The organism is Pseudoalteromonas sp. SR44-8, from assembly GCF_014163635.1.
GTDB classification, from domain to species: domain Bacteria; phylum Pseudomonadota; class Gammaproteobacteria; order Enterobacterales; family Alteromonadaceae; genus Pseudoalteromonas; species Pseudoalteromonas rhizosphaerae.
Map to the genome: position 1 here is coordinate 43,040 of NZ_JACJDS010000035.1, position 9,359 is coordinate 52,398.

At 38.8% G+C, this 9,359-nt stretch carries 4 protein-coding genes; 1 reads left to right on the top strand and 3 read right to left on the bottom strand.

Annotation, left to right across the window (positions count from 1 at the left end; all coding sequences use genetic code 11):
• Positions 1 to 2: 2 nt before the first annotated feature.
• Both H5183_RS16510 and H5183_RS16515 read right to left on the bottom strand, forming a co-directional pair.
• Positions 3 to 2,942 (bottom strand): SusC/RagA family TonB-linked outer membrane protein, encoded by a 2,940-nt coding sequence (locus tag H5183_RS16510; RefSeq protein ID WP_182732220.1) that lies wholly within the window; start codon positions 2,940 to 2,942, stop codon positions 3 to 5.
• Positions 2,943 to 3,173: 231 nt separating this feature from the next.
• Positions 3,174 to 4,091 carry a carbohydrate kinase gene (locus H5183_RS16515; RefSeq protein WP_182732221.1) on the bottom strand — a complete coding sequence of 306 codons (918 nt, stop codon included), beginning with the start codon at positions 4,089 to 4,091 and terminating at the stop codon, positions 3,174 to 3,176.
• A gap of 320 nt (positions 4,092 to 4,411) precedes the next feature.
• On the opposite strand from H5183_RS16515, the gene H5183_RS16520 reads away from it, so the two are divergent.
• Positions 4,412 to 7,864, top strand: coding sequence for a hypothetical protein (locus H5183_RS16520; RefSeq protein ID WP_182732222.1), 3,453 nt, complete (start codon positions 4,412 to 4,414; stop codon positions 7,862 to 7,864).
• Positions 7,865 to 8,544: 680 nt separating this feature from the next.
• Here H5183_RS16520 and H5183_RS16525 read toward each other — a convergent pair.
• Positions 8,545 to 9,057: a DUF3859 domain-containing protein gene (locus tag H5183_RS16525; protein ID WP_182732223.1), complete on the bottom strand. Its 513-nt coding sequence runs from the start codon at positions 9,055 to 9,057 to the stop codon at positions 8,545 to 8,547.
• Positions 9,058 to 9,359 lie beyond the last annotated feature (302 nt).

The following is a 9,359-nucleotide window of genomic DNA, read 5'->3' on the forward strand; positions in this document are numbered from 1 at the left end:
AATCAAAAAGAAAGGTTCACGCCTAACGTGATACGTTTTGGAATTGGGAAGTTGCCGTTTGGAGTTTCTGGATCTTGGCTTAGCGTCCCCGATGGCGTAATGGTCAATAAGTTACTGCCCTGCAAATAAATTCGTGCAGAACTAATACCGTATTGATTTAACCACTGTTCATCAGGTGTATAACCGATAGATAAGTTGCGAAGCTTGAGGTAGCTACCATCTTCCCAAAACAAACTTGATTGACGGCCTTCACCATTGTTATCGATTAAAGTTAATGCCGGTACATTACTGTCAGTATTATTAACTGACCATGCATCAAGAACGCGATCACCGTAGTTAGAACCTATATTTAATGATGTAAAGTCAGTAAACCCACGCCAGCTATTACGTATCTCACCTCCCTGAACACCTTGCCAGAACATATTGAAATCCCAATTTTTGTATTTGAAATTCATGTTCAATCCATACATAAAGTCAGGATCAGTATCGGTGAAAAAGCTTTGATCGTTTTCATCAATCACGCCATTACCGTCTAAATCTTTCCAGCGAACTCGACCTAAACCGGCCCCAGATTGCGCTGCGTGAGCATCTATTTCATCTTGATTTTGGAATAACCCATCAGCGACATAACCATAAACAGAGTTAATAGAATGACCAACAATCGTTTTATCAACACCATTGCCACCAAATGAATTCACAACGTCTCCAGGTAACGAAACAACCTTATTTTTAGCCGAAGAAATGTTAAAGCTAATATCGACATCGATATCACCATCTAAGCTATCAAAAGTAAGATAGTCGGCGTATCCAATAAGAAACTCAAAACCAGAGTTTTCAATTGTGCCACCATTAACCCATTGCTGAGCACCTTCGCCCAATGTTGCAAGCGGATTGGTTAACGTTAAAATATCTTCTGTGGTTTTTTCAAACCAATCGATACTGCCGTATATGGTTTCGTAACGCATACCAAAGTCAAGACCAATGTTTGTTTGCGTTGATGTTTCCCACTTTAGGTCATCATTCCCTGTTTGTGCTTTTACAAACCCAGATGGAAGCGTGCCGCCATTAGCACCGCCTATATCATAAGCGGTCCCTTCATCTTGCCGATCAGTGAATAATGACTGTGTTGCATAACGACTTAAATACGTTGTGTATGTTGCATCGGTAGGTATCTCTTGATTACCCGTTTTGCCCCAACTAGCACGAAGCTTTAAGGTAGATAAAAATTCAATATCATAGAATGATTCATTGCTGATCACCCAACCTGCAGAGATAGCTGGGAAATTTCCATAACTATTATTACTACCAAAACGAGATGAGCCATCACGACGTATTGTTAAGCCTGCTAAATAGCGGTCATCAAAGTTATAGTCCATACGCGCAAAATAAGAATTAAGAGACCATTTATCACCATCCCCTTCTACACGAACATCACCTGTTGCTTGTGATAAATGTGCGTAATCACGATCATCAGACGCAAAACCTGAACCAAAACCAACAGACCCTTCATACTCATAATCTATTTGTTCTGTACCGAGCAAAAACGTAAAATGATTTTCGTTTAAATCAAGCTTATATTCGGCGGTATTAGTCCAGCTAAAACTACTATTCCAATTTTCTGTCACTGACAGCTGATCACCATAATTTAGTGAGCCTGCTTGAAAAGCACGGGTATAGTTTCTGAAGTAATATTGCCCGTAGTCTAAACCGATAGAGCTTTTTAACGTTAAGTCCTCTATTGCTTCATATTCAACAAAAATATTTCCCATTAATTTATTGAACCTACTAACATTATCACGGTTCATTTCGATAATTCTGACAGGGTTATCTCGGTCAGTTACGCCAGGAACCGGTCCTCCCCAGCCACCTACCTCGTTGTACACAGGAACGATAGATTGTTGCTCTATAGCCAAACCCAATATTTCACCAGCTCTAGCATTGATTAGGTTTGACTCTTGATTGGTTACAGTGAAATTTTCACCTATTTTTAATTTATCTGTTAGTTGGTAATCAGAATTGACCCTAAAACTAATGCGTTCAAATTCAGAACCATCAACAACACCTTCTGAATTAAAGTAACCTAATGAACTATAAATAGAGGCGTTCTCAGAACCACCTGAAACTGAAAAGTTAAGATCAGTGACCTTAGCTGTACGAGTGACCTCATCAAACCAGTTAGTGTCAGCAGGACGCTGAACTTGTTGAGGATCGGTATACGTGGGCAATATTACTGAGTTTAGCTGTGGGTTATTGTAGTCACCATTCCAATCATAGCTATATAATGGGCTCGCTGCATTTGGATCTGAACCATCGTTAACAGCAGCCTGCCATACAACCTGCCCACGTTGTTTGGTATTTAGCGGATTTAGGTCATAACTATAGGCATCTTGAGATTGATTAACTGAAAAATTGAAATCCAGCCCTTCATTCCCTTTTTTGGTTGTGATAATTATGACTCCATTACCAGAGCGAGCACCAAAAATACTTGCAGCTGCTGCATCTCTTAGCACCTGTATATCAGCAATATCATGGCTATTAAGTTCATGCATTCCAGATTTAGTTGGTACGCCATCAATAACATATAATGGATCGTTATTTCCAAGTGGCCCTAAGCCTTGACCACGTATTCGTACCGTCGCAGTAGAGTCTGGTGAACCATTCGTTGTAATTTGTAGACCTGGCACCCTCCCTTGCAAGTTTTGCATTATATTGCCTGAAGGCTGGTCTACTAAATCTTCAAGGTCAACCGTACTCACTGCGCCTGTTAAATCTTGTTTTTTAACACTTCCATAACCATATGAAACTTCAATAACTTCAATACCAATCTTGGCCGACTCTTCTTCTTGCAGTTGTTCAGCAGCGAAGCTGTTGGATGGCAGCCAACAGCCTAACAATAATGTACTAACACTCGCAGCAAGCTGGTTTTTCCTAAATCTGAGCATTGTGTGTGTCCTCATTTTAATTTTATTTTTTAATGTTGATTTCATCAGTCAAATTAACAACGTTGTCTTTTTAGTGCAAAAAAAATATCTTTTTACATTTTGTTGTTTAGCTTGGCAGGCCCAATAAGAATAAACAACGTTGTCTTTTTAACATTAAAAAAACATCTATTCAATATAAATAACAAAATATTTTGTTAAAAATATGTATAACTTGAAATACAACACTATACGCTAACATGGTTCAATAAATTCTAGGATTTGCTGATACGTTATATCTGGTGTTGCCCCTGGCTGCTGAGCAACCATAGCTCCGGCAGCACAAGCAAAATCAATTGCCTGTTGCGGATCGTTTTGAATGCACAGTTGATAAATTAAAGCCCCCAAAAACGAATCCCCTGCACCAACAGTATCCACAACATCGATCAGGTAGCCTGAGTTATAGTAGTTTTTACCTTTAATCGATAATAAAGCACCATGGTTTCCTTTCGTCACGCACAAAAACTCTGTGTTGGTTTGCTTTGCTATAAATGCTAAGTTTTGCTCTAATGAATGGTATTTACACCCCATTCCTTTTGCTATTTCATATAGCTCTTCATCATTGAGCTTGATAAAGTCAGCTTTATTCATCAACTTAATTAAGCTTTCTAACTGATAGTGAGGTGCACGTAAATTTACATCAAACACTTTAAATTTTGCCAAATCTAAAAGTTGCTCTAATGAACTCATAGAGCTTTCTGTTCGAGCAATTAAACTACCAAATACAAACACATCTGCACTTTGCACCTTATCTATAACTCGTTGCGATAAACTTATATTGTCCCATGCAGTATCAAGCACAATCTGATAATTGGCCGATCCGCTCTGATCAAGCTTCACTTCAACCACACTCGTTGGCTTAGACTCATGAACATAAATAAACTCTTTAGAGAGCCCTTTTTGCTCAATCTCAGATAGTAGTGCTTCACCTAATTTGTCATTACCAACAGCACTTATCATATGTGCCTTCAGGCCTAGTGAATTAAAACGAAAGCACATGTTTAAAGGAGCACCACCTAAACGCATACCGGACTCAAAGCAATCCCACAGTACCTCTCCAAAACATGTTAAATTAATTTCTTCAGCCTTTTTGCTGCTTATTACAATACTCACCGAGTTGCTCCCTTTATTATTTAGACCATTTCCAAATAAATTTTCACACTATAAATTCGTAACAATATCCTCTAGATAAATCAGGGAGAAATAGCCACGAATAGTAAAAGTTGTATTTAAATACACAATTACAGCCATTGTGTAAAATACATGTTGCAAAAAATAAAGATAACATCTACCTTAAAAAAAGACAACGTTGTTTATTTTAAAAGTATTACTCTGTAACAATAAGAAAAGTTAAGGAAATGAAGTTTTTAATCAATATATTCAATAACTTAAACACACACAAACACAACAATAATAGTTGTGGAGGAATAAGCATGAAAACAAAGCAAGACATAGCACTTTGCTGGAAAAAAACGGGGCTCGCGTTACTTATATCTTTAACGACAGCCTGCTCTGGTGATCACAAAAACCAACAAGAAGATGATTACAAACTGATCATTCTAGAAGAAGGACAAACCGCTGCTGACGTTATTAATAAAGATGAAAGCGACAGTGATGATGAACCAAATACAGATGACATTCCAATAACTTCCAACCCTGAAAGCGAAGGTCAGCCATTATTTTACAACCCTGAAAATACAGAGCAAGTACTATCTGGCTTTGAGTTTTGTTGTGGTGGTAATAACACCTTTCAAGCTCATGGGTTTGATAAATTAACAGGTGATTTTTCTAAATTTGATGGTGGTTTTTGGGCTGCAGATATTTCAGGTCATTTAGGTGAGCGCGTATTTTCGAGCTTTGCGGATGGCTTTGATTTAGAAGGTGAAGCACTTGGGCAACTAGGCTTTTCCGCTACAGGTTCGATGATAAGTCCTAAATTTACAATACAATCAAACTATATCAATTTTTTAATTGGTGGTGGCAATAATGGCATAACAGACACAAATACAACCGCAATTGCACTTGTTGTTGATAATAAGATAGTTCGTCAAGCAAGTGGAAGCAATACTGCAATGCAAGTTGACTGGCAAACATGGGATGTCAGCGAGTTTAGCTCTCAAGAAGGGCAAATTAAATTTATTGACCATCATGCTGATGATAATTCAGATACTGACTTACCATATTTATTAGTCGACGAAATTCGCCAAGCCGACAGTGCAGCCAAAGTTCCTAGTCAAAATAGTAAGTTGATAAAGAAAATAAAAAAAACCACCGCACCTGCTAGTACTGGCCAAGCCGCATTCACTCGTGTATCAAATGCTGAGCAAAATATTGCGGGTTTTGAATTTTGTTGCGGTAAGTTTAATACCTACGCAAACCATGACTTTAGAGCAACTGGCGATATGGCCAAATTAGATGGTGGTTGGTGGGCTGTAGACATCACAAACCATGTTGGTGAGAGAGTTTTTTCTAGCCGCGCCGATGGTTTTTTAGCAGATGGGAGCCAATTAGGCTGGATTGGTAACGAAGCTACCGGCACACTTTCTTCGCCCCCATTCACGATTACACATGACTATGTAAACTTTCTAATTGGTGGTGGTACAAACCCATTTGATACTGAAAAAGCGACAGCAATTGTCCTGCGAATAAATGGCAAAATTGTCAGGCATGCCACAGGTAACGGGCAATCAGATAAGCTCGATTGGTTTACTTGGGATGTTAATAGCTTAATCGGTGAAACAGCTGTTATTGAAATCATTGATCAGGATGACACTGCAGACGAAACTGCACTTGCATTTATTATGGCTGATGAATTTAAATTATCAGAGTATGCAGCCGTTGACCCGTCGAGTGAAAGTATTGTCACCCAACTGGATCAACACACGATACCTTTACCATTAACGATGGCTGACCCTAACCCTGTATTTTTAAACGGTGAGTTTTATATTTATTATTTAATTGATACCGCATTTCATGATTGGTATCTAACCCGAACCACAGATCTAATTAATGGTACATTCCCACAACGTGTTCTAGAAGCGACGGGAGATGCACAAACACAAGACCAATGGACCGGATCTGGTAGTGTTATTAAAGATAAAGACAATGTAGCTCATTTATTTTACTCAGGACACAATCTCGATTTTTCTCCTGTCGAAGCTGTTATGCATGCAAAAGCAACAGATAACACGCTGACTAAATGGGAAAAACAAGTTAATAGCACATTCAGTGGTACAGGATCATATAGCGACTTTGACTTTCGTGATCCTGACGTTTTTTATAACGAACAAAGCAACAACTATTGGATGTTATTAACTAGTCGATATAACGCAGATGCAGCTATTGCTCTTTATACTTCGAGCGATCTCAAAACTTGGGAAGCGCAAGAGCCGATTTATACTGCAAACAAACCACTTAACTTTGAGGTTCCTGATTGGGTGAGCTTCAATAACGGACAAGCAATAATTTACTCTGATCAAAATAATAATGAGCGCGATGTAAAATATTTAGTAAAGAATGAAGACACATGGGTACCTGGTCGATACCCTTCACTAGATGGAGAATTTTACTACGCAGGAAGAACTGCAAGCTCCCCTACTCAAACCCTGATGTTTGGTTGGGTCGCCCATAAAAATACCCGCTCAAATATAGGCAGTGCTGATTTTGGTGGTGACTTAGCAATTCATCAAGTATCAATGACAGAATCGGGAGAACTAGCGGTATCAATTCCTGAGCAATACTTAAGCGCATTAGCAACACCAATAGATGAAAATGCACAAACCCAATCAGCACAAACCAATAATGATAATTCACTATTAGTCTCACCAGGTGATCAAGTATTACTAGGTAGTAACAATAAAATCAACCGTCTTCACTTTAGTATTTCGAGTGAAGATACCGACAACCGATTTGGTCTGATATTTCCCGCTTATGAAGAGACTACGCAAACGGCTAGTATAGAAATAAACACAGCCACAGAAACAGCTACTTTTTACTTCGGCGATTCACTTACTCAATCAAACTCTAACATCACCCTCACACCTGAACTAGAAGGCAAACCTCTATTCAATCGAGAGGAAGACCTGACTCAGCATATAGCTGGTTTTGAATTTTGCTGCGGCGGTTATAACACCCTCCAAGCCCACGGTTTTAATAATCTAACTGGAGACTTCTCTAAACTAGATGGAGGTTGGTGGGGGGCCGATGTAAACAACAACGTTGGCGAACGAGTTTTTTCCAGCTTTGCAGATGGCTATGATGAAGATGGAACTGCATTAGGGTGGATAGGTTACTCCGCAACAGGAAAAATGGATAGCCCGTCATTTGTAATCTCACAGCAATATATTAATTTCAAGATAGGTGGGGGTTCAAATCAGTTTGACCACCCTAAAGCAACTGCAGTTGTGCTTATAGTGGACGGTAAAGTTGTGCGTAGCCAATCTGGTAAAAATACACAACCCGATGAGAATAATAAACTAACAATGCAATGGGCAACCTGGGATGTTGAAGAATTCATAGGGAAAACAGCCTTTATACAGTTTATTGATCTTCATAATGACGATGGCTCAGACAACAGCTTAGCTTACCTTCTAGCTGATGAATTCAGGGCAGCAGCATTACCTGCGGTACTGGGTGAGCAATCTGCACCTACTTCAGAAAGTCGAATCGACTCACAAGTTACTGTTCCTATCAATTTACAACAAGGGGTAACCGTGGATCTTCTTTTACAACCAGAAAGTGGCTTTGGTACCGCATATATCAATGATTTTAGAGCACTAACCTTTAGGCTTTATGACTTAGATAAACGCCAAGTAGGCATCTATAGTAAACAAGGTACACTCAACGTAAGTGAAATGTCACGCTTCTCTGAGGCAGTAAACCCTTAATAAACTACCTCAGAGGTTTGCAACTAGAGCCTCTGAGGTTTAATTCCTATATTGTAATGCCATGAAAAATTTTGCTTTGCTGATTTGCGGCCCATATCAGTAAGGCACTAACCATGTAACGATCGACTAGTTTTGGCCAACATTGAAATACATTGACACCCACCATAATTATTTTTTGAAAACAATAAACACATTTTGTATGGGAGATGAACCGCCCATTGCACTTCCTACTAATAAAAAGTGCATGTTAGATGCTGTGGTGCTCCCCCTGTGTCAGGATAATTGTGCATTTACTTTCGTTTGTCCGCGCAAGGTCAACTGCTCATGCTTTTACCAATAATGAAACCAGCGCCTTGAATAGTGCCATGATGAGGTTAACCGATGAATGTCTCGGCTCTGGCATCCTGCTTCGCTCTACCTTCTAAATCCATTTAGTCGTAGTGCCCCAGCGACCCCAAAAGGATATGGGAAAAACCTGGCTGCGATGAGCTCGCAATAATCGATTACTGCGTAACGCGCCTATATGTGTTTGCCGTAAGCTACTTGCTTAACTGCCCCATCAACAGACGAAGTAAACGAATTTGTTTATTGAATTAGAATTGACCGTCACTGTATAAAAACGGTCAAAGAAAATACTGGTAACTATTGATAGAGTTAGGCTCATATATGTTATAGCTACTTTATTCACTATCTATTACCGTGAAATCGGATGAATGAATTAAGTTACCTTCAGAAAAAACTCTTATATCCCATTTTCCCGGCACAACTTCGTAGTCTAGATCAAAATAGTAATCAAAAGGCCAAACAAAAGTTCCATCGTGTCCACTAACATCAATTTGCCTATAAATAGATGACTTCTTTTCACCTGATGGTAAGGTAATTTCTGGGTAGTTTATTTGAAGATCAAAGTGTTGAACGCTAGAAGGAATATAACCAAAGCCAACAACTATATAAAAACCAGTGCCTAATTTTGCAGGAATGACCCACGTTTTTTCTTTTAAGACCTTAATTTCGTAATCTTCATTTACAAAGTTAGAAACCCTAGTATTATCTTGAACCAGCTTTCCTCCTATTTTGGCTACGTAAGCATAATCTAAAACTTGGGATTTGATAGGGCTTTGATCTACTGTTACTCCACAAGTAAACATACTGATTAAAAGAAAAAAAAGTCCAACAACTACATTAAATTTCAAATTACACTCCTTCTTGAAGCAATAACGAGCTTGTAGAATTACTCGTTTTTAATTTATTTTTATTGATGCATTAACCATAGCCGAGTTCCTATTTTGATTCAATCGGTTACTTCGATTTTACGTAAAATATAAAAAGAGGATTTGCTGTTGCTTTAATGGGCGTTTTGGAAGGTATGACAGGTGTTTAAGTGGCTTATTTGGAGAGGTAGCAGCTTACCTTTATTAATGCGTCCTGTTTTGCAGCTTTTCTATATTATGAACTAAGCAATACAGTTGCCATTGGGCATTCACTTTCGTTTGAC